We start from the raw sequence: 22,142 nt of genomic DNA, 5'->3' as shown, positions 1-22,142 counted from the left end.
ATAAATAAAAAATTCGGAGAGATGTTTTTGTGTTTTTCTACAAATTTTCTTCTTCTAGTTGTTTAATGAGCAAATCAAGGTATAATGTCATTTTCTGATTGGCATCCTTTAAATTAATATCAGCTATCTCAGAAATCCTCTTCAGCCGATAAGCCAGCGTATTGGCATGGATATGCAATGCTTTGGCAGCATCATTCATATTGCCGTCATACTGTAAAAAGGTAAAAATTGTTTCCTGTAAATTGGCATGATGATTATCATCATATTGGCTTAATTTTTCAATAGCCAGATTTTGATAGCCCGACCGTTTTCTAATGACAGCAAGATCTTCAATAAATTGAAACACACCCAGCTTTTCATATCCAAAAATAGAAGCTGCAGCTGACGGAAACTGCTGTTTCACTTTTAATACATACAGCGCTTCTTGGTAGCTGCGGGCAAGCGCCAGCGGATTATCCGTCATGCTTCCCGAAGCTGCGACAATTCCCGAAATGTTTTGGCGCTCCTTGATTTTCCCGATTAAATTATTTATAAAATCAGAAAGTGCCTGGTCTTTCTCCTTCTCAGGCAGCCTTACTAATAAAATCAATTGGCCATTATCAAATGTTCTGGCGATAATCGGCAGCTGCTGCATCGTTTCCACCAAATAGTTGGTTTGGCGTTCCACCGATCGGTTGACCGGCTGCAGGAAATCAACAATAACAACCGTCATCATTCCTTTTAACACTAAGTTGTAGCGCTCATTTACTTGCTCTAAATCACGGAGACGGGTGAAATGTCCTGTGAGCAGTTTCCAAAAAAGCTCTTCATAATTTTTTTCCGTTTCTGTTTTCTGTTTTTGGCGCTGAATCAGCTGATTTTTCACTGCTTTTGCTGCTTCCTGCAAGATGATAATTTTTTGCTCATCGAACGGCTTGCTCGGATGCGCCCAAATAAAGCCGACTACTTCCTTGTTCTTCCGAACGGAAATAGCCACCCTCTCTCTGATTCCCACTTGGTCAATCCGCGGCACAACCACCGGTTCTTCTGTTTCAAACAGCTTCGGTATCGCACCGACTTTCCATAAGCTGTTAATCACGTTTTCCGGCACGCGCCGTCGCATAATCGTCGCAATTCTGACAGGGTCTACTTCATCTTCATGCCGGCTATAAGCAATGATACGGTGATTATCATCCTCTATAGTAATCGGACATTCTAATTCTTCACTAATTAAATCAGCGAGCATCTCGAGTGATTCATATTCATTAGAGAAGAAGTTTCCAGTTACTTTTTCCATATAACCACTTTCTTTCTTTAATTTCATTCTGTACCAACATTATATTATTAGAGCGCATGGCTTGAAAGCTATTTTTCACTTATTGCTATTGAAATACAAGGCAGCCCGTTACCTTGCACAAAAGTTCCCCTCAATAGGAAAACGGAGCTGCCGGGAATAGGCGGGCTCCGTTTAAAAAGACTGAAGTGATAAGAATTAGCAGACAATCTACTAAATTGGCAGGCAAATGGGAAATGAATACTAGAAGGCTAGTGATCGGGAGAAATTAGTATTTTCGGGAATCGCAGTTCGGACAAATATAAACGTCTTCTGCATCAAAGATAGAACCGCACTTGGTTTGCTCAAGAACTACAAAGGCTTTCTTCAAGTCAGCACGGACTCCTTCCCAGCCGCACTCGCACTTAATTTGCTTGAATGATCCGAACTTATAAACACCGTAGTTCATAAATTTCACCCCTTTTTAAAATTTTCAGAAAAACTTCTGTGTAATCATCTTACCCAAATTAAGCCGAAAAATCAATTAAATGATTGTGAATTTTTTGTTAATTTTAGCAAAGTCAAGTCTTGTTTTTTATTTTATAGGTCATTTTACCTTTAATTTTCCCCTAATCAAAAAAGAGCTCCAGTAGCGGAGCTCTTTCTTGAAAAACAGCCATTTTATTTTTCTTCAACGAGTGTTTTCACATCTTGAACAATTTCTTCAAATGGCACGTCTTCCGCTCCGCTGTAATTTTTCACAGCTTTGCCCTCTTTGTTAATTAAATAAAAGCTTGTGCCATGTGTAACCTGATTGGAATTTGGGTCAGGAATCGCCAAAGTTTGCAGATTTTTTTCAGCAAATTCACGGATATAATCCTGTTCATAGCCGGTCAACAAATCCCATTTCTTTTCATCCACTTCAAAATTAGAAATATATTCCTTCAGCTTTTCTGGTGTATCCACTTCCGGATCCACACTAAACGAAACGATGCGGTAGTCTTCTACTCCTTCTTTTTTGAGCATCTTCTGCAAATCAGCCATATTTTTTGTCATTGGCTGACATACCGTCGTACAGCTTGTGAAAATTAAATCGGCCAGCCACACTTTTCCTTTTAAATCATCTAGACTGACTTTTTCGTTATTCTGATTTACATGTTCAAAGTCTTGTATTTTAACGTCCATATTACTTTCAAAATCACTTTTGCCGCAGCCCGCTATGAGCAACACAGTAGACAGCGCAGCGGCTGCTAAAAAAGAACGCAAGTATCTCAATTCATTTTCCCTCCTGCAATATTCTATCTAAAATAATGTTATTGCATAAAAACAACAAATACAACGGCAGGCAGGTAGTTATCTTGAATAATTTATGAACAAACCGGTCCATTAACGTACACTATAAAGCGGCAATGGCTAATTGGAACTGGGTGTAGCTGCCGCTTTGGGTGGACATTACTTCAAGACGCGCATCAATTCTTTCTTTCAGCTCCGGCACATGCGAAATGACGCCGACAAGCCGGCCGGAATCTTGTATTTCCATGAGCGCCTCAATTGCCTGATCCAGCGATTCGGGATCGAGCGTGCCAAATCCTTCATCAATAAACATTGTTTCCAAAGAGACGCCGCCGGCATACTGTTGGACCACCTCCGCCAAACCAAGAGCCAGCGCCAAGGCAGCTTTAAAGCTTTCGCCGCCTGATAACGTCTTCACATGGCGTTCCTGCCCCGTATATTGATCGAAAATCAGCAATTCCAATCCGCTTTGAGCGTTCCCTTTTGCCCGGTCTGTTTTCCGGTGCAAGGTATAGCGCCCGCTTGTCATCTTAACAAGCCGCTCATTAGCCACTACAAGAATATCATCGAGAAAAGCGGCAAGGACATATCTTTCGAACGTTAGCTTATGCACATTTTTCCCGTGGGTAATGTCATAAAGATGGCCAACTACACTATAGTCTTTTTCAAGGCCGCGCAGATGCTCCTCAATAGCCTCTGCCCTTTCCTCAATTCGCCGGTAGCTGCTGATCAAATGATTCAACGCCAGGCGCTCTTTATCCCGTTCCGCTATCCGGTTATCAATCTCTGCTTTTTTGGCTGTCAATGCGGCGAGGTCCGGTTGTTCAATTCCCTTGAGGCTGACTGTAAATTCCTCAAGCAAATCAGATACCGAGCGAAGCCGTTCATTAAAAGAGTGAATTTCCTGCTGCTGCCTTTTAATCTCTGCGTCTGTCCGCTTGCTGGCTGCGTAATGCTTAAAATCCCCAAAGCCGTTTTCCTCCATTAACTGCTTAAACCGGGTGCGCTCAGCCGCCAGCCGCTCCTTATGCTGGTCAATTGTACTTTGAATTTCCCGCCAGCCGGCTTCTGCCGCTGCAAGGGCCGTTTCGGCTGCCTGCCTTTGCTGCAAAGCGGCTGCTAAGCGTTCCTCCAGAATTCGGCTGCTTCTTTCAGCATGCTGTACGGCCTGGTCATAAGCTGCTTTTTGCTGAAGCGGCTCAGGAATCAGCTTGAACAGCTCTTCCACCCGGGATTGTTTTCTCGCATATAATTCACGGGCCTCCAGCTCGTTCTGCTGGCATTTGGTTACTTCGGCACGGAGCTCTTTCCAGTGCTCGTTCAGCCGGCTGCGCTCTTCTGTCCATGCTCTTTTCTGCTGCAGCTTTTCATTCGCTTGCTGAATGGCTTGTCCGGCAGCGGCTTGTGCTGAAGCCAGCTGCACTTCTTGGGCGGCCAAGTCCGAATCCTCTAGCTTTAACTCCAGCTCAGCTGTTTCCTGCTTCCATTCCAGCAGCAATTCTTCTTCTTTCTGAACATGTACCTGAATGCGGGCAAGCTCGCGGGCGGCTTCCTGCTGTTCTTTTTCTGCTTGAGCCGCTTTTTGTTTGGCCGCTTCCATTTCTTCTTTCTCGGGAGCATCCGCATGGGCGCTTGCCGGGGAAGGATGGCTGGCAGAACCGCAAACAGCGCATGGCTGTCCCGCAACAAGGGACTGGGCCAGCAGGCCGGCCTGCTGCTTGTGCCAAGCCTCCTCAAGTTGCTGAACTTGCGCTTTTGCCGCTTGCAGCTGCTGTTCTTTCTCTGCAGACCGCCTCTTCTGTTCTTGCTCCTCCTTCTTCAGCCGGCTGACTCGTTCGGTTCCCTTGATCATTTTCTCAAGAAGCTTCATTTGGGCTTCCACTGTTTGCTTTTTCTTTTCCTCGTCATAAAGTACACGCTGCCAATAATCCAGGGAGCCCAGTGCCGCTTCGAGCTTCTCTATTTGAGCTTCCGTTTGTTCTGATTGAGCCGCAAGTGCTTCCCGCTTTTTTTCATACGCTTGCACTTGAGCGTGCAGGCGGTTTAAAGTCGCTTTTTCCTGATCGAGCGAGGAGACGGCCTCGTTAAGACTAAGCAGCTTGTTTAAAGCTTCTGCTGCTTGCTTTCTCTCCTCTTCCCTGCTGTTTTCTTCCTGCCATTGCCGTTCTGCTTCCTCAATAGCTTGCTGCTGCTTCAAAAGTGCTGTACGTGACTCTTCAGCCCGTTTTTCCTCTTTATCAAGATGCTCTTTTAGCTGCATGCACAGTTCTTCCTGGCGGCCCAAGTTTTTTGCTTTTTCAGCCCATTCAATTTCAGCTGTCTTTCTTGCCATTTCCGGCTTTTTATCTTCTAATTCCTTCTTCTCTGTTTCTAACTCTTTTTGGCGGGCCATTTGTTGAATAATATGCTGCGCCTGGTGGATGCTTCGTGTTAATTCATCCCGTTCATTTTGCTGCTGTTCAATTTCCTTTGTCATGCCGGCTAATTTTTCAGCTAACAAACGAGTATCTACTTTCAGCTGTGAAAGGATGGCTGCCTCATTCCGCGGCTTTTGTTCCAGAAGTTCCGTCATTTCGGCGGTTGCCGGTTCAATGCCGCCAAGAAGCTGAGCTCGTTCCCTTTGCCCGCTTTCCACTTTTTTTGCTAATTCAGCTGCTTGGTTCTTTAACTTCTCTTCTATTAATTTATAAAACTCCGTATGGAACAAGCGCTGCAAGACTTTTTCCTTCTCTTTGCTGTCGGAAACGAGCAGTTTTCTGAACTCCCCTTGTGGAATCATTAAAATTTGCCGGAACTGATTAGCATCAAGCTGAATGATCTCTTTTACTTTCTCGTCCACTTCCCTGACATTGGCCGCAATCAGCTTCTGCTCTCCCGTATCGCTTATTTCATACAATTCAGCTTTGGCATTGATCGTGCGGAAACCCTCGCCGCGTTCTTTTTTCTTTTCTTGCTGCGGAGAGCGGTAAATATAGTAACTCCGGTCCTTTAGGGAAAACTCAAGCGATACCTCAGTTAACAGTTCATCCTTGGCAAACTGGCTGCGGAGGTCGCTTCCCGTCCTTTCTTCCCCGCTTGCCCGGCCATAAATGGCAAAGCTAATCCCGTCAAAAATGGTCGTTTTGCCGGATCCAGTCTTACCGGAAATGACGAACATCGTCCGATTCTCAAGCTTTCTAAAATCAATCTCTTCCCTTCCCGCATAAGGACCGAATGCTTGCATGATTAATTTGACTGGCTTCATTTTTGATTCGCCTCCAGCTGTGCTTCTTGAATGACGCGCTCCATGAGCTTTCTCTTCTCCGGCGTAAAATCATCGGTCGTCATCTCGCTATAAAAATCAGCAAATAAGTCGATATCATCTTTTTTTTCTTCACGCTTCATTCCGTAGCTTTCCTTTTGGCGCTGATCGATCATGTCAATCTTCCTTTCGAGATGAAGAACATTCGGATAAGCCTGCCTCAGTTTACCCATCGGATCAATGATGGCTCCCCGGTCAAGAAGCGTGATCTTTAAATAATCTTCTGTCGCTTCTGCTTGAATGCGGGCCGGGTCCAGCAGCTCTTCCAGCGTCCCCTCTAATACCCGCATGTCCCGCTTTGGACGAAGCGTTCTTTCTTCGATAGAAACAGCTCCCTTTTCATCAACTGTTACAATCGACACGCTTTTCCGCTGATTTGCCTCGGAAAAAGAGTATTTTAACAGCGAACCGGAATAACGGACTTTCTCATGCTTAATAGCATCCGGACTATGCAAATGGCCAAGCGCTGCATAATTAAAGGGCGCAAACAGCCCGGCATCTACACAGCCGGACCCTCCGACGGATAAAGTCCTTTCAGAATCTGTCGTCTTTCCGCCCAGAACAAAGGCATGCCCGACAAATATATTCGGCTCTCTGCAGTCCATCTCTTCTTCTAATTTTCCTATCAGGCGCTTCATTGCACCCTGGTGAGTATGGATCGAGTTGTCCCCAAAGAGCTGCCGAATGGTGCCTGGTTCTGCATAAGGAATGCAATAAAAGTTCACTCCATTAATCCGGACAGGCGAAAATTGATCATCAACTTTTCCTTTTAAATAAAACTGGCTATGCCTGAACCAGGAAGAGCCAAAGGACAGCCGCTCAGCACTGTCATGATTGCCGGAAATCGCTACGATCGGCGTTTTCAGCTCTACATTAATAGCAAACAGCATCTCATTCAGCAGCTCGACAGCGCCGGTGGGCGGCACAGAACGATCATATAAATCACCGGCGATCACTACTGCATCCGGCGTCTCTTCTTCTACTAGTCTGACAAATTGCTGTAAAACCTCCCGCTGCTCCTCTGTCATATAAACTCCATGCACCAGCTTGCCTAAATGCCAGTCGGCCGTATGTATAAATTTCAATTCTGTCACCTCTAATAAAGTCTCTCTTTTCATAGTAGCGGAAATTATAGAGAAAGCAAATCGCTTTTCTGCTTGTCGGCAAGCGGATAGTTAAATTCTCTTTCTTCCATCCTCCTTTTGAGCAGAACACTCTGCATTAACGGTTGTATCCCTTTTCGCGTTTGTCTATAATTAGTAGCGACAGAAGAGAAATGTGGAGGTTAGCACCATGCTGGAAGGTTGGTTTTCCTACTTTATAATTATATGGGTTGTAATCCTGGTCGGCAGCTTTGCGATCGGGGGATTTTTTATGTTTCGCAAGTTTTTAAAAAGACTGCCAAAAGAAGACGGAAAGTCAGATATGGACTGGGAAGAATACTATGTGGATCAAACGAGAAGCATGTGGGAGCAGCCAGAAAAGGAGTTACTGGAAGAGCTAGTCAGTCCGGTGCCTGAACTTTTTCGGGATGTGGCGCGCCAAAAAATCGCCGGAAAAATCGGCGAACTGGCGTTAGAGGAAAAGTCGGACATAATCACACAAGATTTAGTGATACGCGGATACATCATAGCCACTCCGAAAAGGGACCATAAATTTCTGCGCAAAAAACTAAATGATATGCAGATTGATATGACTCCCTATGAACACTTGTTTTAAAAGTGTCATTGAATGCAAAACTTCTTGGGGCAGTCACCGGCGATTCATCTATTTGTAACATTACCATTTAAAAAGGGCTTGCAGCGATGTGCAGGCCCTTTTTTAAGAAATTCAGTTTTTCAATCAAGCCGTTCTTGGTTTAATGTGGCACGCAAGCTGCGGTACTGCCGGTACATGGCAATCCGCCATGGAACAATCATAGCAAAAGCAAGAATAAAAAACATTCCGCTCAACTGCCCCACATCAATGGTCGAGCTTAACATCACTTTGCCGATGATCCGGACAATCAGCAGGCTGATTAAAATAATCGGAAATGCTTTCGACCGCTTTAAATAAATATCCTCATCACGAACCTCGAAATTTGATGTTTTAATTAATAGAATTGAAAATAGCATGCCTACGGCCACAGCCTCTAATAATTCCATAGAAGTAACCCGAAACTCCGGTATGACAAACATCAGCGCCCCTGTACTCATAAACAGGGGAGGCAGCATAATTTTATTAGCCGAAGTCGGCTTCTTCGCGGCCTTCATGCGGATGAATATTACCGTAATTCCCATTACTACTGCTAATACGGATGAAGCAACAAGCATCATCTTCATCATTCCTTATCTTTTACATTTGCTAAGTTATTATAATCAATTTTCTTTCGAAAAACAAAAGCTGTTTTCACAGAAAACAGCTTAAGCAAGCAAACGGCGTAATGCTTCATTCACACGAACCTCATCAAATGGCTTGGTAACAAAGTCTTTTGCCCCCGCCTCAATTGCCTCCATCACCATTCTCTGCTGTCCCATCGCTGAACAAATGATAATTTTTGCTTCAGGAAACTCTGACAGGATGGTTTCGGATGCTTTGATTCCGTTCATAATCGGCATCGTAATATCCATGATGACGATATCTGGCTTCAGTGCTCGGTATTTTTGTATGGCTTCTTCTCCATTTTCAGCTTCTCCCAGCACTTGATGATTCAGATTCGTCAGCATATCTACTAACGCCATCCTCATAAACTTCGTATCATCTACAACTAATACCCCTGCCACCGGCCACGTGCCTCCCTTTTCTCTGGGAAATAATGTAACGTTTCTCTTTATCCTAAATATACCTGTTTCGGCCAAGGAAGGCAATCCGCAAATGGATAAAGCTAGAAGCCTTGGAAGCCGCCAAATAACGGACTGAGGAAAATAATAATTTTTGTCATCCAATCAAAGAAGAGGACAACTCCCATGACAATCATAATGTAACCGCCCACCTTCATAATCACTCCGCTATGAGTTCGAATCCACTTCATGCGGCCGATAAAGAAGGAAAGGATGAAGAACGGAATGGAAAAACCAAGCGTATAAGCAATCATATACAAAAGACCTGATCCTGGATTGCTTGCAGCAAGCGCAAAAACCGATAATAAAATCGGACCCGTACAAGGCGTCCAGCCGGCAGCAAATGCTAAACCGATTAACAAGGAGCCTACATATCCGCTCGGGCGGTTTTTAAATTCAAGCCGCCGTTCAGTCATCATAAATTTCGGCTGCAGAATGCCTGTCACAACCAAACCGAAAAACACGATAAAAATAGCGCCGATTTGCCTAATTAAATCTTGATATTGAGACAAAACGTTGCCGATGAAGCTTGAAGCAAAGCCTAACGAAACAAATATTAAAGAAAAACCCAACAAGAAAAACAATGTGTGCAACAAGCTTCTCCGCTGCAGCATTTTATTCTCATTTTTTAAGTCACTGACGCTCATGCCGGTAATATAGGAAAGAAATGCGGGATACAGCGGCAAACAGCACGGTGAAATAAAGCTGAGAAACCCTGCGCCAAAAGCTAAAAAAAAGTTAAGATCGTTCAATCATACCTCCTGCCTTTCATGGATATTGTAGCAGAGTTTGGAGCAGGAATCGAAAAAAAGAGATATGAATAATTTGTGTCTGCCTCTACTTGGGAAAAAAGAAATTTTTTGATTAAAAATAACTTTGTTTTTGAAAAAAAGTAAAAGATTGGGTATACTAGAGAAACTAATACACTTCTAGCCATTATCACATAGAAAGGACTTTCTGCCGTGCATAAAGACGACTTGCTGGATGCTATCGAGAAAAAGCGGTTAGAGCTATTTCAAATTGTCACTATTAAAGGATTAAACTCTCCACTCGCCGTCAAATGCAGCCAAGAGCTTGATCTTTTGCTAAATGACTACGATCGCAAATACGTTCACTCTGCAACTCCCCTCTATAGAAAACAATTGCCCAACTAAAAATGAGCAGGTTTGCCAAAAACAACTGCTCATTTTTATATTCGCCTTTTAAACGCTTCAAATGCAAGCAGCTCCTTCTATCATATCTTAGGAACGTCATGGATAGACCGCTGCCTCCTGGCTGCCCTCCCCCATAAATCTCCAAAGACACGGTGTACCGTTCATAATTCGAAGAAGAAAAAACTCTCTTCTTCGCTTCATTAAAATCTTTCATTGCGGCTATTCATTATTTCGTGCCATGCAGTTGTTCGGCCGTTCATCATGCCCAACGGAGGCCTTCGTTGGGCTGCTTCAACAAAAAAACCACCTTTCCTATTAAATGGAATCATTCAACAGAAAAAATGGTTTTGCTGGCTATAAGAAAAATAAAGCATATATCGGATATATCTGCAAAGAAAGATCAACCTTCTCGACCTTTTCTTGAAAGAAGCTTGTCCGAAAAAAATATATGGAATCAAACGATAAATCCTTATATGACAAGGATTTATTTATTATCGAACTGCTTGTTCATTTGTGACATCATTTGATTTATTTTTTTCTGCGACGGCTTCATTCCCATTTGCATCATCATCATTCGCAGCATTTGTTCATTAATTGGCGGATTCTTTTTTAAATAGTCCATCATGTATTTGCGGGCTATAAAAAATCCGAGCGCAACTCCGGCAGCTAAAGCCAGAATCCCGACGAGTACATACCACATACACTACTTCCTCCTTCATGTCGTCTACTAAAAGTTTACTAAACCAAAAGACATTATACAACATGAAAGAGAAATTTTCTTTACTTAAATAAATTTTCTTTCTTAATCGGTTCAAGCCAACCGTAATTTTTACTTTCAAAATCAACAGCAAACAAGCAAGCATTCAATTTCTTTAAGGAAGAGAAAAACACCGTTTCCGCTTCGTAGCTTCCCTTAGCCCTTAAATGAAGGCACTTTTCTTCAGCGGACAAAACAGCCTTGCCTTTCTTTTCCGGAAGCTCAATGGTAAAGCAATTGTTTTTGTCAACGGCAAAGCTTTCTTTGTCCATTAATGCTTCTTTCAAAATAGAGGCAAGAGAGCGCAGCGAAAATTCTTTTGTAATATATTGAATTTGTTTCTCCACAACATTCTTTTCACTTTTTTGGCTAGTGGAGCTTTCAAAAAACAATTGGAAAAAATTTTGTTCACGTCCGTAAAAATAATGAGCAAATTCTTCGCCAATCCAGTAAATTTGATAGCTTCTCATCCATTTTACCTCCTGCTTGTCCTTTTCTCTATTATAAAAAGGAACAGGCGTCAAGGTTGTTGAATTTTGGAAAAAACGTTCACTAGTTTTGTCGATTGCATTGTAACTTTGGCCTTATAAGAAGAGGAGCAGGTCATTTCGCTGAAAACAAGCCTTCGCCGGGCGGCTGAATAGACAAAAAAAGCTGGTTTCTTTCAAACGAAACCAGCTTTTTTGTATTTATTATTGATGGAGTAAGGCTTTTGCCCGTGCAACGACATTTTCTACTGTAAATCCGTATTCTGCCATTACTTTATTGCCCGGAGCAGACGCACCGAATTGATCGATTGCAATGATATCGCCTTCGTCGCCTGTATAGCGCTCCCAGCCAAGAGACGCACCCATTTCAATCGCAAGGCGCTTCTTCACTTCTTTCGGAAGAACGGAACGCTTATATTCCGCGCTTTGCTTCTCAAAGCGGTCCCATGATGGCATGCTGACAACCGCAGCATCAATGCCTTCTTGCTTAAGCGCTTGTTGCGCTTCCACAGCCAGGCTCACTTCGGAGCCGGTTGCTAACAGCAGCAAGTCAGCTGTCTCTTTGTCGGCCGCTGACACAATGTATGCCCCTTTTGCGACTCCTTCTGCAGCTGTCTCAGATGTGCCTTGGATGGTTGGTAAATTCTGGCGAGTCAACACAAGTACAGTCGGTGTTGATTCGGAAGAAACAGCTAATTTCCAAGCAACTGCTGTTTCATTAGCATCCGCCGGACGGATCACAGACAGATTTGGCATCGAGCGCAGCGCAGACAAATGCTCGATCGGTTCATGTGTCGGTCCATCCTCGCCTACTGCGATACTGTCATGTGTGAAAACATAGGTAACCGGCAGCCCCATTAGAGCCGAGAGACGCATTGCCGGGCGTACATAATCAGAGAACACGAAGAATGTCCCGCCGAATACTTGAAGGCCGCCATGGAGCGCCATCCCGTTCATTGCTGCTCCCATTGCGAATTCACGGACGCCAAACCAGATATTGCGACCTTCATAAGCAATTGCAGAAAAATCCTTCTCATTTTTGATGCTTGTTTTGTTAGAGCCTGCTAAATCCGCTGAACCACCAATAAAAGTTGGAAGGTTTTTCGCGATCGCATTCAGCACTTCTCCTGATGTGGCACGGCTCGCCAACGATTTGCCCGGCTCATAGCTCGGAATATCCTTATCCCAGCCGCTAGCCAATTCACCATTTATAGCCGTTTGAAGCTGCTGGCCAAGCTCTGGGAATTTCTCTTTATACTCTTCGAAGAGTTTTCCCCACTCTTGTTCAGCCGCTTTTCCTTTTTGTACAATTAATTCCTCGAAGCGGGCATACACTTCTTCAGGCACATGAAAATCCTCTTCGAATGTCCATTTATAATAATCCTTTGTCAGCTTCAGTTCATCCTCGCCAAGCGGAGCACCGTGCACATCTGCCTTGCCTGATTTGTTAGGAGAACCGTAACCGATCACTGTTTTCACTTCAATGAGTGTCGGACGCTCTTCATCTTTCTGGGCTTCTTCAATCGCTTTGGCAATCTCCTCCATATCATTGCCGTTTTCCACGCGGAGATATTGCCAGCCATATGCTTTAAATCGGTCTGCTACACTCTCAGAGAAAGACTTATCAAGATCTCCATCAAGAGAAATGTCATTGGAATCGTAAAGGGCAATTAGACGGCCCAGCTTTAGATGACCGGCAAGAGAAGCTGCCTCAGAAGCTACCCCTTCCATCAAGTCTCCATCACCGCAAAGTGTGTATGTATAATGGTTGACTACTTTGTATTGATCTTTATTATAGACGGCAGCCAAATGTCTTTCTGCCATCGCCATTCCTACAGACATAGCAATTCCTTGTCCAAGCGGGCCTGTTGTTGCCTCAACGCCGTCTGTATGTCCGTACTCCGGATGTCCTGGCGTCTTGCTGCCCCATTGGCGGAAATTTTTAATTTCATCCATGGATAAATCGTAACCTGACAAATGCAGCAGGCTGTACAAAAGCATAGAGCCGTGTCCCGCGGATAAAACAAAACGGTCGCGGTTAAACCATTTAGAATTTTTCGGATTGTGGTTCATAAACCGGCTCCATAACGTGTAAGCCATCGGGGCAGCTCCCATCGGCAAGCCCGGATGTCCGGAATTGGCTTTTTCAATCGCATCTATAGAAAGTGTGCGGATCGTATTCACTGCTAATTGATCAACTTTATCAAACATGGCAAACTTCCTTTCCTCACAAATATTGTACCTACTTAAATATATAGGTCTTTATCAAATTATACAAGACGTCTGCGAATATCTGATAGCAGAGTTTCGCTTGTTCATTCGTCTTTCCGTTTATGCATTAAAAAAGCCGGCAGCTGCCGGCTTTTTTAATGCATTTTTTTCCGCTTTTGAATATCTTGAAGCTTTTTGGGGGTGACTTCATTTCCTTCAGTATCGAAAATACGCACTCCCTCTACTGTATCCTTCATAGATGAACGAAAAGCTGCTAAATATTCTTGACGCAGGCTGGCCTGTTCTGCTTGTTCTTCAGCGGACAGTCCTGTCGTTTTTGATTTTTTGGAAAGTTCATTAATGCGGGCAAGTTTATCTTCAGAAAGCATACATGGGTTGCTGCTAATCCATTGTCAATTAGCAGGCTCTCCTTTCTTTTCAGCATTTAATTCTTGCCCTTATTGTATTAAAAAGTGCACGAACAAACAAGTGGGTTGCTTAGTCAACCTCTTTGCCCGCCTGTTCGGTATACTCTTGAAACCTTCTATGGACAGTGGCTTTTGATACTTGATAGCCAAACCCCTTTAATGTAGCAGCAATTTCTTCAAATGTTAAATTGTTGCGGCGCAGCCGGACAATCTCTTCTACAGGTACTTCTTTTCTCTCCCTGCCAGCAGGATTTCCCCGGTTTTTCAAGTTTTCTTCCGGCCGGAAACCATTTTCCACCGCCCGCTTCATGCCTCGTTTGATTTTTAAGTTATGAATCTTTCGCTGGTACTCCTCTACCATGCTGACAATTTGAATCACCATGGAGTCAGATTCAGACAGCTGCAATTCTCCATCATCGGCGATGCTGAACACCTTGACCCCTTCTTTAAACAAGCAGTGCAGCAAAGCAATTTTAGCATTCCCTCTTCCAATTCTCGTTTCATCCTGAATGAGAACAGCATCAATCGGCTCCCTTTTCGCTAAATCAAGTAAATCAAGCATGCCTGGCCTGTCCAGATCATACCCGCTCGCCTGCTCCTTAATAACCTCTGCCACCTCGTACCCTTTTCTGGCAGCAAGGCTGAGCAGCTCCTCCTCCTGCCGCTGAAGCGAGGTTTCCTGAGCTTCCTTTTTCGTACTTACGCGGCAATATATAATGGCTTTCACTTAAACTCATTCTCCTTTGAATGCGACTTGCCCGCCCGTGTGAGAGGGATGCGAGGCAACGGGGATAATCAACGTATCACCAGGCAAAATTTTCACAGAATGCAGCTGATTTTCTTTTTGAACCCACATAATGAAATCCTCTTCCTTCATGTCTTTGGCATTGTTGTATTGTTTAGCAATGCTCCAAAGCGAGTCTCCTTCCTGCACGGTAATTTCTTGATACGGAAGTCCTTCCTCGCTCACGCTGAAAATCAGCATTGCTCCCGCTATTATTGTAACAGCCATAAATAAGAGAACAAAAGAATTGTTTTTTACAAATGTTTTCATCACTTAACAGCCCTTTCAAGCGAATATTCGTTCGTATATTTATTTTTATTGTAATAGGAACATTTGTTTGAGTCAAGATTTTATTCGAACTTATGTTTGTATCACGAAAAATAGCATGTTATAATACAGAAAAGAGACAAATCTAAGAGGTGCAGACAAATGACAAAATTATCGAAGAGGCAGCAGGATATTTTGGACTTTATCAAGCTGGAAGTCAAAGCAAAAGGCTATCCTCCGTCCGTTCGGGAAATCGGCGAAGCCGTCGGGCTTGCATCCAGTTCTACTGTCCACGGCCATCTTTCCCGGCTGGAAAGCAAAGGATTAATCCGCCGCGATCCAACGAAGCCGCGCGCTATTGAAATACTGGAAATGGAGGACGCGGTGCCGCGCCAAAAGGTAGTTAATGTGCCGTTAATCGGAAAGGTGACAGCAGGCTTGCCGATTACCGCGATCGAAAACATTGAAGAGTATTTCCCTTTGCCTGAACGCTTGGCTCCGGCTGATGAACATGTGTTTATGCTTGAAATTATGGGTGACAGCATGATTGAAGCAGGAATTTTAGATGGTGATTATGTGGTTGTCCGGCAGCAGCAAACAGCCAAAAACGGCGAAATTGTTGTAGCCATGACCGAAGAAGATGAAGCGACTGTCAAGCGCTTCTTTAAGGAAAAAGATTTTATCCGGCTTCAGCCTGAAAATTCATCCATGGAGCCAATCATTTTGCCGAATGCTACTATTCTAGGCAAAGTAATCGGTGTCTATCGCGATATTCATTAATAACTGTACAGCTCCTTTTTAGCCTGCCGCTGAAAGGAGTTGTCACTTTTTAAAAGAATAGTAGAGAAACAGTTACTCTATCCTATGAAAAAATTCAGTAAATATGATTTATTCGAAAAAACAAAAAAAATTCTCCAGCTGTGTGGCGGCCAGAGAAAAAACTTTCTTGGTAGAACCGGTCATACCGAAGGATTTATAAGAGCCTTTTCTTAGGCAATAACGCCCCGCTCGTTTTTAAACTGCTTGTATTGTTCCTCTTCCATGATTCTTCTTAGAATTTGCACAGCCTCCCATACTTCTTTATACGTATTGTAGAGAGGAACAGGCGCCAGCCGGATGCCGTTGGGGGCTCGAAAATCAGGAATGACCCCATTCGCCTTCAATGCTCTGCAAATGCGCGCTGCTTCTTTATGCTCTAAATAAATATGCCCGCTGCGCCGGTGATCCTCTAAAGGATTGCCAATTTCAACCCTCATATGCTGCCGCTCTTTCATAATCAGCTTCATCATGTAACGCGTCATATCCAAAGACTTTTTCCGCAGATTTTCCATGCCTGCTTCCTCAAACATCTGAAGCGATCCAATTAAAGGTGCTGCGCTTAATATGTGAGGGGTGCCAATTTGATAGGCTCCCGCTGCCTCAGCCGGTGCCAGCACGTGCTCCATATCAAATTGCTTATGTTTAGCGGAGCTGAACCATCCTGCAAGGCCGGGAAATCTGCCGATATGCTTCTTATTTACATATAATGCGCCGACACTTCCGGGGCCGCTATTCAAATACTTGTAATTGCACCAAACAGCAAAGTCTGCTTCCCACGCACTTAACTCATGCAAGATAGCGCCGACGGAGTGGCAAAGATCAAAGCCAATCAAAACTCCGCGCGCATGAGCAGCTTTTGCCAGGCGCCGCATATCAAGAATTTGCCCGCTTCGATAAAGCACACTAGGCAACACCGCTAAAGCAACTTCCCCGGTCATCGCCTCAATAATCCTCTCTTCATCAAGAAAGCGCCCATCCCGGCTTTTCACGCGGATTAAGTGTGTGTCCGGACTGTAGCCTTTCAGCTTTAGCTGGCTTTGCAGCGCATAAATGTCAGAAGGAAAGGTCAGTTCGTCCGCCAGTATTTTCGTTCGATTGCCTTGCGGCTGATAAAAGGTTGCAACCATTTGATGGAGGTTCGTTGTTGTAGACCCGGTTACGATTACCTCTTCAGGACAAGCTCCCACTAGTGGCGCCAGCTTTCTCCCTAGCTGTTCAGAAAGGTGATACCATGGATGGTTTCCTTCTGTCCAGCCGTCAATCCCAAATTGTTTCCACGAATCCAAAAGCTCCAATAATGAGGCTTCCGACCGTTTAGACAGCAACCCCAGCGAATTGCCGTCAAGATAAATCTTTCCTTTTGGAATATAAAATTCCTCCCGAAACCGCGCCAGCCTATCTTGTTGATCAAGCCGGCAAGCAAATTCATAAGAATCATCCAACTCCTTATTATCCATGTCTTTATCTCCCATTTTTCAGTCTATCCCCCTTTGTTTCTGCTGCAGTGATGATTCCCTGCATACCGCACAAGCACTTTACGTTCATTTTTGATAGAGAAATCTTTAAGCTATACTCTTACAGAGAATTAGCGCTTGATCGCGCGAGTCCTTCTCTTTCACCAGCGTGTAAGTTGGCCGATCCCCCAGCAGTCGCTTGCTCATTTTATAAAAGGAGCATTCCATTCCTGTTATACTATATATTTTTTACAGACTAGATAGACTTAAATGCCAGGACTTAAAGGCACCTAGCAGAAAATAATATACTCAAGCGTTGGATCGATTTATTTTCAAACAGGCATTGTTGTAAGGCTCCCTTGACTTTGTACACTCTGTTGATTGGAATGGAAATCAGCCGCCCCATCCACTAGCAAAATAAAAAAGATTGCGGACAAACTTCAATTTTCATTGAATTTGTCTGCAATCCGGATTCCTCTCAAATAGGAGAGCGTTCGTTTTCCAATAGTATAGATTGATCCCTGCAATCATCGTTTATATAACCCGGCCTGGCCTACTCCCAGACACGCTTGGATTTAAATAATTCCTGCAGATACCCCCAGACAGAGACTGGGGACATAATCATTTGATAAAAAAGAATAAAGAGGACAAATCCCAGCTTATTTTTTCGTATTCTTAAATCAAGGTTATTAAATACATAGTTTTTTTGATACATATACAGCAAACCGTAACTAATAACCGTTAGAGGCAAAACCAGCAAAGTCATAGGTCCTGCAATCCAATAAAAGCCAAAGAAAGCCAAAATCAGACCAGGAAGCCAACAGAAGGTATAAACAAAATCCAAATATGGCATGACTAGGTTAATGCCGGTAAGATACTTCGTATACACTTGCGGCTGCTTCCATGGCTTAATTTCATTCAAGCCCTCAATCATTCCTCTTGCCCATCTAGAACGCTGTTTAGCAAAGTGGCCAAGAGTTGTCGGGGCATCCGTGAAAGCGACCGCCAAAGGTTCAAAATATACCTTCCAGCCCTTTTTTAAAAGCCTCCAGGTTAATACAATATCTTCTCCGATTGCATCTGGCCAGCCCTGCACCTCTTGTACACATTCTGTTTTGTATAAACTAAAGGCGCCTTGAGCAACCAGTGTGCCTTGGTATAGCCCTTGTAACCTTTTTATAGAGGCAATTCCTAAAAAGTAATCCCACTCTTGCACTCTAGTCCAAATCGTTTTACGGCTGTTGCGAACAAGCATAGACCCAGCCACGGCACATACATCAGGAGGGCTGCTTTTTATTCTTGAAACTAAATAGCGGACAGCAGATGGATGAAGCACCGTATCGGCATCTAAAGTAATCACGTAAGGGGTAACGACATATTGCAATCCGTTATTCAGAGCATGAAACTTACCGGGCTGAGATTCATGAAAAATAGTGATATTCAAATCTAATTCTCTCTTTGCTCTCATAATTTCTTCTTCTGTATCGTCTGTGGAATGATTATTAATCACAAATACCTGTATCTCTCCCGTGTAATCTTGATCAGCTACATATTTTAGCGTATCAAAGATAGACTGCTCCTCGTTATAAGCAGCGATAAGCAAAGATACAGAATCAGAAGGGTATTCATCTTTAAATACAGGCTGCCTGTCCAATAATAAGCTCGCTACAAGAAAAGCGCTCATATACCCCGGAATATAAGCTATCCCGCCAATAATAAGGATCGCAGCGGGAAGAGAAACAATAGATGCTAAATCTTTTAACCAAGGCAGTGAAAGATAAATAGAAAAGATCATCCAACCAGCCGAAATCGCATGACTTATCCAAAATTTCGCAGTAACAGTTAGATAATAACGGCCTCTTCCAGTCTTAAAATTAGGTCTAACGGGGTTTATATTGGGTTGCATATGTTTTACCTCAAATATCCATTAAATTTGTATAATCTGTATTTTAAACAAATTTAACCAAAAAATCTACCTTTTTAGGTCTAAATATCCATTATACTTGTCACAGCAAACCACTTTTATACATTACATATCTTCTATCACCCTCGCCAAAAATCCCGAAATTACCATCTAGTAAGGATGGGATTTATTTCTTATTTCTCTTCTTTAATAGAACCTATATTCATTTGCATCATTGATTCTCTCCAACTAATCCAAGGATAAAAAAGATTATCGACTATAATCAATTCAGCACGCACAGTTATGGCCATAAGGATTTCTTCCTTTTCTATTCCATACTTACACAGGAGGAATATGCCCCCAAACAAAAACCCCTTACAGCCAAGCGGCTCAAGGGGTTTCACTATTAATACATTTGCATATATTGCTCGCGTTCCCACGGATGAACTTGTGTGCGGAATATGGTCTAGGTTTTTAAACCTTTTCTATATATGAAGAAAATCGTTTTACTTCTCCACTTTGTAAAATCTACTTTTTAGAATATACCCATTCTTTTTAAATATTGGGGGCATAGAGGGGGCGCATTTGGGGGCGCCCTTTATTTCTGCTTTGTACAAGAAAATTACTTATTCTGCTGGTGTTCATACAACAATTATCTTTATAAAAGAGGGCTGTAAAATGATTAAAAAATAATCGATAAAAGTATTATTGTCCCCGCTATTAATAATAAAGCTTTCTCTCCATCGTTCATCCATTTTGTCCTCACAAGATAAGCTCCATACGTACCTTTCACTTTCACCAATTTAATTTCTCTAACCGAAATGCAAAAAGCCCTCTCAAATGAGAAGAGCTTTATTCCTGTCGGTAATAATTAAAGCAACCTCTTTCTTGTTTATAGAATTATTTCCGTATAATTCCACTCCGTCCTTGTAAATGAATAATTTTGTTTTATTAAAAACTTTTCAAACTTTTTTCAAAAAACCACATTTGCAATACGCATAGTGTTATAGTTTTATCAATTAATACTTTTAGTGGATGGGATATACCAAGGGGGAATGATTGATGGCAATTTTAAACTTTTTTCTATTAAATACAAACGAACAACCTGATCTATTTTTTTCTGATGGAGACAAATTGGATCTCGACAAAATTAAGAACGTTATGGTCGAATATCAAGCTCCCGTTTCTGAAGATGGTAATATTAATGGTGAAGGATTTGTCGATGTTGAAACAACAGCTTATGGGGAAAAAGAATATATTAAATCTTTTTGTACAGCTCAAGGAAGTCTAGGGTACTACAACCAAGCCAAACTAGTCGAAGGTGTATTAAAAACAGTAAGAGTTCAACATACATTTTATAGTAAATCTTTAATTCATTTAACAGAAGATAGTGAGCTAATAATCAAATTCGACCAATCTAACGATGAAATAGCAAAAACCAAAGTTAAATCACTTGTTGAATCACTCGGGTTTGAGACACAAATTTTTAGACTTGATAGTGACCTTATGAGAAAAATAAAAGACAATGACCGTTATACGTGGACTGCAGCAAAAATAGAAAAAATCGAGAAAAAAGGCGATAATACTAAGAAAGTATCTTACGAAATTGACCCTTCCAATGATATATATCAATCAGAAGTTGATGAATTATATCGAGAACATGGAAAAATGAGTCATATTCAGGCTGAAATACCTTCTCAACTATCTGGCGGCCCGAACAAAGTTACTGTAAAATTATATAAAGATGGCCACAGGATTGTTATTGATGAAAATCAATTTGCTGATCAAGATAGCTTTAAAAATTTTACTTTATACCTTTTCGAAGAATTAAAAAAACTAAAAGACAGTTAATAACTCCAGATAGGAGGAATATCATGATTTTTAATATTTTAACAGTAGACAACCAAGAAAAGTTAAAAAATCTAAGTAAAATGAAGAAATCATTTTTTTCATTAAAAAAAGAAGACATTAGCTTGCTGCATTACTCGGAAGTCAAAAAAGACATGTTTCATGTTGTCTTTCATTTTAGGGATGAATACTTATTAGGCACTAAAAAGATCGGAAACCAAACAACAGTGCCATTCTCAGAGTACATTAATTTGTTTTTCTTTTCCAACAGTTCATTTTGCTTAATTGAGGAAACAAATGATGTTTATTTTGCTGAAATAAAGAATTACATTAATAGTAAAGCAAATTCAACGATTCAAAATTATAAACTAAATAAAGATAATATTTACTCAATTACAAAGTATATAGATGGATTTATCAAGAAAGTAGAGTATTCAAATGACGGAGAAGACTTTGAAAAGGACTTTACGTCTTTTGAGGAATTTTCTGCATTAAATGAGAGTTGTGACATAGACTATGTTTCGATAAGCAATGGCGAACACTTTATCTCCCTTTATAGGAATGGAAGGATCTCAATAAGCAATAGCGATGAAGATTACTTAATAAACTTTACAAAGGATATTGTTGATGAATTGGAAAAGTCTCGTTCTTAGTATCATAGTAACTGCTGGATTAGGCATCATGCCTACAATTTTAGGTGAGAGCCTAAAAAACCCTATTTATATACTATACTTAGTAGCGATTATAGCTTTGTTAGCTATAATTCAATTCTTAATCTCAGAGTTGCAAAAATATAAGGATAAAATCGAGGTTTTGGAAGAAACATCTGCTGGTTTAGATAAAGAATTATCTAATACCATACTGTTAATGAAGGCAGAAGGTAAAAACTATTTTGATGTTGCAATCCAGCCCATAGCAAGTTTTCCACCGAGACAAGATAGTAAATACTCTGTTCGTATCTTAGTTAATTCTAAGGAAAAGATAGCTAAAGTTCCTGAATTAACATTTATCACAGAAAGTAATATTGAGTTATATAAAAATCAAGTTAAAATACAGAAAATTCATCATAATGATAACAACATTTTCTTATTAAATTCCTCTTATGCAAGATCTTTTTCAGAAATGTTTTTTAGCTTTGAATTTGAAATTATCTTTAAAGAATCTGGTGTAAATAATTTCAAGTTGGTAGTTGAATTAAAAGAACGTAAGAGTGAAATAAAAAGCTTTTTTACTGTACAATGAAGAGCCCCACTCTCCAAGAGTGGGGCTAAATTTACTTATTTAGTTTACTAGCCCGATGCAACATGGACCAAACTTCTTCTCTGGTAACTGGACGCTGCGGGTATGTCCCATCCGAGATACCG

At 41.9% G+C, this 22,142-nt stretch carries 22 protein-coding genes and 1 pseudogene; 6 read left to right on the top strand and 17 right to left on the bottom strand.

Features of this window, described 5'->3' with window-relative positions; genetic code table 11:
- Window positions 1-37: 37 nt before the first annotated feature.
- The 5 genes from BBA02S_RS10425 to BBA02S_RS10405 all read right to left on the bottom strand — a co-directional run bounded on the left by BBA02S_RS10425 (window position 38) and on the right by BBA02S_RS10405 (window position 6,931).
- Window positions 38-1,276: a PucR family transcriptional regulator gene (locus tag BBA02S_RS10425; protein ID WP_041100896.1), complete on the bottom strand. Its 1,239-nt coding sequence runs from the start codon at window positions 1,274-1,276 to the stop codon at window positions 38-40.
- Window positions 1,277-1,541: 265 nt separating this feature from the next.
- Window positions 1,542-1,721, bottom strand: a complete 180-nt coding sequence (locus BBA02S_RS10420; RefSeq protein WP_041100894.1) for a hypothetical protein — start codon at window positions 1,719-1,721, stop codon at window positions 1,542-1,544.
- A gap of 212 nt (window positions 1,722-1,933) precedes the next feature.
- Window positions 1,934-2,527 carry an SCO family protein gene (locus BBA02S_RS10415; RefSeq protein WP_370670953.1) on the bottom strand — a complete coding sequence of 198 codons (594 nt, stop codon included), beginning with the start codon at window positions 2,525-2,527 and terminating at the stop codon, window positions 1,934-1,936.
- A gap of 121 nt (window positions 2,528-2,648) precedes the next feature.
- A complete protein-coding gene (locus tag BBA02S_RS10410; RefSeq protein ID WP_041100892.1) occupies window positions 2,649-5,789 on the bottom strand; it encodes an AAA family ATPase in 3,141 nt (1,046 codons plus the stop codon).
- Window positions 5,786-6,931, bottom strand: coding sequence for an exonuclease SbcCD subunit D (locus BBA02S_RS10405; RefSeq protein ID WP_041101049.1), 1,146 nt, complete (start codon window positions 6,929-6,931; stop codon window positions 5,786-5,788). Before BBA02S_RS10405 ends, BBA02S_RS10410 begins: the two co-directional genes overlap by 4 nt.
- A gap of 208 nt (window positions 6,932-7,139) precedes the next feature.
- Here BBA02S_RS10405 and BBA02S_RS10400 point away from each other — a divergent pair, with 208 nt between their 5' ends.
- Window positions 7,140-7,565 carry a DUF2621 domain-containing protein gene (locus BBA02S_RS10400; protein WP_041113168.1) on the top strand — a complete coding sequence of 142 codons (426 nt, stop codon included), beginning with the start codon at window positions 7,140-7,142 and terminating at the stop codon, window positions 7,563-7,565.
- 119 nt (window positions 7,566-7,684) lie between these two features.
- Here BBA02S_RS10400 and BBA02S_RS10395 read toward each other — a convergent pair whose 3' ends face one another.
- The 3 genes from BBA02S_RS10395 to BBA02S_RS10385 all read right to left on the bottom strand — a co-directional run bounded on the left by BBA02S_RS10395 (window position 7,685) and on the right by BBA02S_RS10385 (window position 9,417).
- A complete protein-coding gene (locus BBA02S_RS10395; protein WP_170808511.1) occupies window positions 7,685-8,158 on the bottom strand; it encodes a CcdC family protein in 474 nt (157 codons plus the stop codon).
- A 90-nt stretch (window positions 8,159-8,248) separates the two neighbouring features.
- Complete coding sequence (locus BBA02S_RS10390) at window positions 8,249-8,608, bottom strand: response regulator (RefSeq protein WP_041100888.1); 360 nt, start codon at window positions 8,606-8,608, stop codon at window positions 8,249-8,251.
- 101 nt (window positions 8,609-8,709) lie between these two features.
- Window positions 8,710-9,417, bottom strand: a complete 708-nt coding sequence (locus BBA02S_RS10385; RefSeq protein ID WP_041100886.1) for a cytochrome c biogenesis CcdA family protein — start codon at window positions 9,415-9,417, stop codon at window positions 8,710-8,712.
- Between the two features lie 210 nt (window positions 9,418-9,627).
- On the opposite strand from BBA02S_RS10385, the pseudogene BBA02S_RS21595 reads away from it, so the two are divergent.
- A pseudogene (locus BBA02S_RS21595) lies at window positions 9,628-9,708 on the top strand (hypothetical protein); the annotation flags it as partial.
- 13 nt (window positions 9,709-9,721) lie between these two features.
- Here the strand turns inward: BBA02S_RS21595 and BBA02S_RS21460 are convergent.
- From BBA02S_RS21460 to yneA, 7 genes are all read right to left on the bottom strand, one after another.
- Window positions 9,722-9,880: a hypothetical protein gene (locus tag BBA02S_RS21460; RefSeq protein WP_306305183.1), complete on the bottom strand. Its 159-nt coding sequence runs from the start codon at window positions 9,878-9,880 to the stop codon at window positions 9,722-9,724.
- A 423-nt stretch (window positions 9,881-10,303) separates the two neighbouring features.
- Window positions 10,304-10,519, bottom strand: a complete 216-nt coding sequence (locus BBA02S_RS10375) for a YneF family protein (RefSeq protein WP_041100882.1) — start codon at window positions 10,517-10,519, stop codon at window positions 10,304-10,306.
- An 80-nt stretch (window positions 10,520-10,599) separates the two neighbouring features.
- Window positions 10,600-11,046, bottom strand: a complete 447-nt coding sequence (gene sirA / locus BBA02S_RS10370) for a sporulation inhibitor of replication protein SirA (protein WP_041100880.1) — start codon at window positions 11,044-11,046, stop codon at window positions 10,600-10,602.
- A gap of 222 nt (window positions 11,047-11,268) precedes the next feature.
- A complete protein-coding gene (gene tkt, locus BBA02S_RS10365) occupies window positions 11,269-13,275 on the bottom strand; it encodes a transketolase (protein ID WP_041100878.1) in 2,007 nt (668 codons plus the stop codon).
- Window positions 13,276-13,430: 155 nt separating this feature from the next.
- Window positions 13,431-13,664, bottom strand: a complete 234-nt coding sequence (locus tag BBA02S_RS10360; protein WP_041100876.1) for a DUF896 domain-containing protein — start codon at window positions 13,662-13,664, stop codon at window positions 13,431-13,433.
- Window positions 13,665-13,773: 109 nt separating this feature from the next.
- Window positions 13,774-14,430 carry a YneB family resolvase-like protein gene (locus BBA02S_RS10355; protein ID WP_041100874.1) on the bottom strand — a complete coding sequence of 219 codons (657 nt, stop codon included), beginning with the start codon at window positions 14,428-14,430 and terminating at the stop codon, window positions 13,774-13,776.
- A gap of 6 nt (window positions 14,431-14,436) precedes the next feature.
- Entirely contained in the window at window positions 14,437-14,757 is a 321-nt protein-coding gene (gene yneA / locus BBA02S_RS10350; RefSeq protein ID WP_052475311.1) for a cell division suppressor protein YneA, read from the bottom strand.
- Between the two features lie 159 nt (window positions 14,758-14,916).
- Here yneA and lexA point away from each other — a divergent pair, with 159 nt between their 5' ends.
- Entirely contained in the window at window positions 14,917-15,534 is a 618-nt protein-coding gene (gene lexA / locus BBA02S_RS10345) for a transcriptional repressor LexA (RefSeq protein WP_041100872.1), read from the top strand.
- 209 nt (window positions 15,535-15,743) lie between these two features.
- Here the strand turns inward: lexA and kynU are convergent, their stop codons facing one another.
- On the bottom strand, window positions 15,744-17,030 hold the full coding sequence (gene kynU / locus BBA02S_RS10340) for a kynureninase (RefSeq protein WP_041113210.1): 1,287 nt from the start codon (window positions 17,028-17,030) through the stop codon (window positions 15,744-15,746).
- 550 nt (window positions 17,031-17,580) lie between these two features.
- The gene (locus tag BBA02S_RS10335; protein WP_041113167.1) at window positions 17,581-18,933 is read right to left on the bottom strand and encodes a glycosyltransferase family 2 protein; all 1,353 of its coding nucleotides are present in this window, start codon (window positions 18,931-18,933) and stop codon (window positions 17,581-17,583) included.
- 1,059 nt (window positions 18,934-19,992) lie between these two features.
- On the opposite strand from BBA02S_RS10335, the gene BBA02S_RS10330 reads away from it, so the two are divergent.
- From BBA02S_RS10330 to BBA02S_RS10320, 3 genes are read left to right on the top strand one after another with little or no spacing between them, the layout of a single operon-like run.
- Window positions 19,993-20,781, top strand: a complete 789-nt coding sequence (locus tag BBA02S_RS10330) for a hypothetical protein (RefSeq protein WP_041113166.1) — start codon at window positions 19,993-19,995, stop codon at window positions 20,779-20,781.
- A 23-nt stretch (window positions 20,782-20,804) separates the two neighbouring features.
- Window positions 20,805-21,431, top strand: coding sequence for a hypothetical protein (locus BBA02S_RS10325; protein ID WP_041113165.1), 627 nt, complete (start codon window positions 20,805-20,807; stop codon window positions 21,429-21,431).
- A complete protein-coding gene (locus tag BBA02S_RS10320; protein ID WP_041113164.1) occupies window positions 21,406-22,020 on the top strand; it encodes a hypothetical protein in 615 nt (204 codons plus the stop codon). Before BBA02S_RS10325 ends, BBA02S_RS10320 begins: the two co-directional genes overlap by 26 nt.
- The last annotated feature ends 122 nt before the right edge of the window (window positions 22,021-22,142 follow it).

This window comes from Bacillus badius NBRC 15713 (assembly GCF_001591605.1).
GTDB classification, from domain to species: Bacteria; Bacillota; Bacilli; order Bacillales; family Domibacillaceae; genus Pseudobacillus; species Pseudobacillus badius.
This window is presented reverse-complemented; position numbering and strand designations above follow the sequence as displayed.

What these genes read in the sequence shown, in the direction of transcription:
- BBA02S_RS10425 (WP_041100896.1), bottom strand. Translation starts at nt 1,276, where the DNA reads ATGGAAAAAGTAACTGGAAACTTCTTCTCTAATGAATATGAATCACTC.
- BBA02S_RS10420 (WP_041100894.1), bottom strand. Translation starts at nt 1,721, where the DNA reads ATGAACTACGGTGTTTATAAGTTCGGATCATTCAAGCAAATTAAGTGC.
- BBA02S_RS10410 (WP_041100892.1), bottom strand. Translation starts at nt 5,789, where the DNA reads ATGAAGCCAGTCAAATTAATCATGCAAGCATTCGGTCCTTATGCGGGA.
- BBA02S_RS10400 (WP_041113168.1), top strand. Translation starts at nt 7,140, where the DNA reads ATGCTGGAAGGTTGGTTTTCCTACTTTATAATTATATGGGTTGTAATC.
- BBA02S_RS10395 (WP_170808511.1), bottom strand. Translation starts at nt 8,158, where the DNA reads ATGCTTGTTGCTTCATCCGTATTAGCAGTAGTAATGGGAATTACGGTA.
- BBA02S_RS10375 (WP_041100882.1), bottom strand. Translation starts at nt 10,519, where the DNA reads ATGTGGTATGTACTCGTCGGGATTCTGGCTTTAGCTGCCGGAGTTGCG.
- sirA (WP_041100880.1), bottom strand. Translation starts at nt 11,046, where the DNA reads ATGAGAAGCTATCAAATTTACTGGATTGGCGAAGAATTTGCTCATTAT.
- tkt (WP_041100878.1), bottom strand. Translation starts at nt 13,275, where the DNA reads ATGTTTGATAAAGTTGATCAATTAGCAGTGAATACGATCCGCACACTT.
- BBA02S_RS10360 (WP_041100876.1), bottom strand. Translation starts at nt 13,664, where the DNA reads ATGCTTTCTGAAGATAAACTTGCCCGCATTAATGAACTTTCCAAAAAA.
- yneA (WP_052475311.1), bottom strand. Translation starts at nt 14,757, where the DNA reads ATGAAAACATTTGTAAAAAACAATTCTTTTGTTCTCTTATTTATGGCT.
- lexA (WP_041100872.1), top strand. Translation starts at nt 14,917, where the DNA reads ATGACAAAATTATCGAAGAGGCAGCAGGATATTTTGGACTTTATCAAG.
- kynU (WP_041113210.1), bottom strand. Translation starts at nt 17,030, where the DNA reads ATGGATAATAAGGAGTTGGATGATTCTTATGAATTTGCTTGCCGGCTT.
- BBA02S_RS10335 (WP_041113167.1), bottom strand. Translation starts at nt 18,933, where the DNA reads ATGCAACCCAATATAAACCCCGTTAGACCTAATTTTAAGACTGGAAGA.
- BBA02S_RS10330 (WP_041113166.1), top strand. Translation starts at nt 19,993, where the DNA reads ATGGCAATTTTAAACTTTTTTCTATTAAATACAAACGAACAACCTGAT.
- BBA02S_RS10325 (WP_041113165.1), top strand. Translation starts at nt 20,805, where the DNA reads ATGATTTTTAATATTTTAACAGTAGACAACCAAGAAAAGTTAAAAAAT.
- BBA02S_RS10320 (WP_041113164.1), top strand. Translation starts at nt 21,406, where the DNA reads ATGAATTGGAAAAGTCTCGTTCTTAGTATCATAGTAACTGCTGGATTA.